The following is a 247-nucleotide window of genomic DNA, read 5'->3' as shown; positions in this document are numbered from 1 at the left end:
ATTTGAAGCGGTGGATATTTGGATCAATCAGTGTAATGGTGGGACTGTTCATTTTAACTGGTTGCTTTAATTTTGATGATGGAATAAGAATACCATTAGGTGATGGAGAGTCAGTTACTATAGGCGGCGGTGAGGAAGGTGATTTGTTCAATATAAATATTGAAAGTGAAGATGGTTCTGTTAATCTTTCAAGTGATGGTGAAAGCTTCAGTTATGAAGGGGAAGATGGGAAAGTAACCGTATATAC

General features: G+C 37.2%; 1 protein-coding gene. It reads left to right on the top strand.

Going from position 1 to position 247, the window contains the following annotated elements:
• Positions 1-247: hypothetical protein (locus AOA61_RS31085; RefSeq protein ID WP_158234780.1), on the top strand; the 247-nt coding region annotated here is incomplete at both ends.

The organism is Pseudomonas sp. 2995-1, assembly GCF_002742505.1.
Lineage (GTDB): Bacteria > Pseudomonadota > Gammaproteobacteria > Pseudomonadales > Pseudomonadaceae > Aquipseudomonas > Aquipseudomonas sivasensis.
The sequence above is the reverse complement of the archived record's forward strand: the minus strand, read 5'-3'. Positions and strand labels throughout refer to the sequence as shown.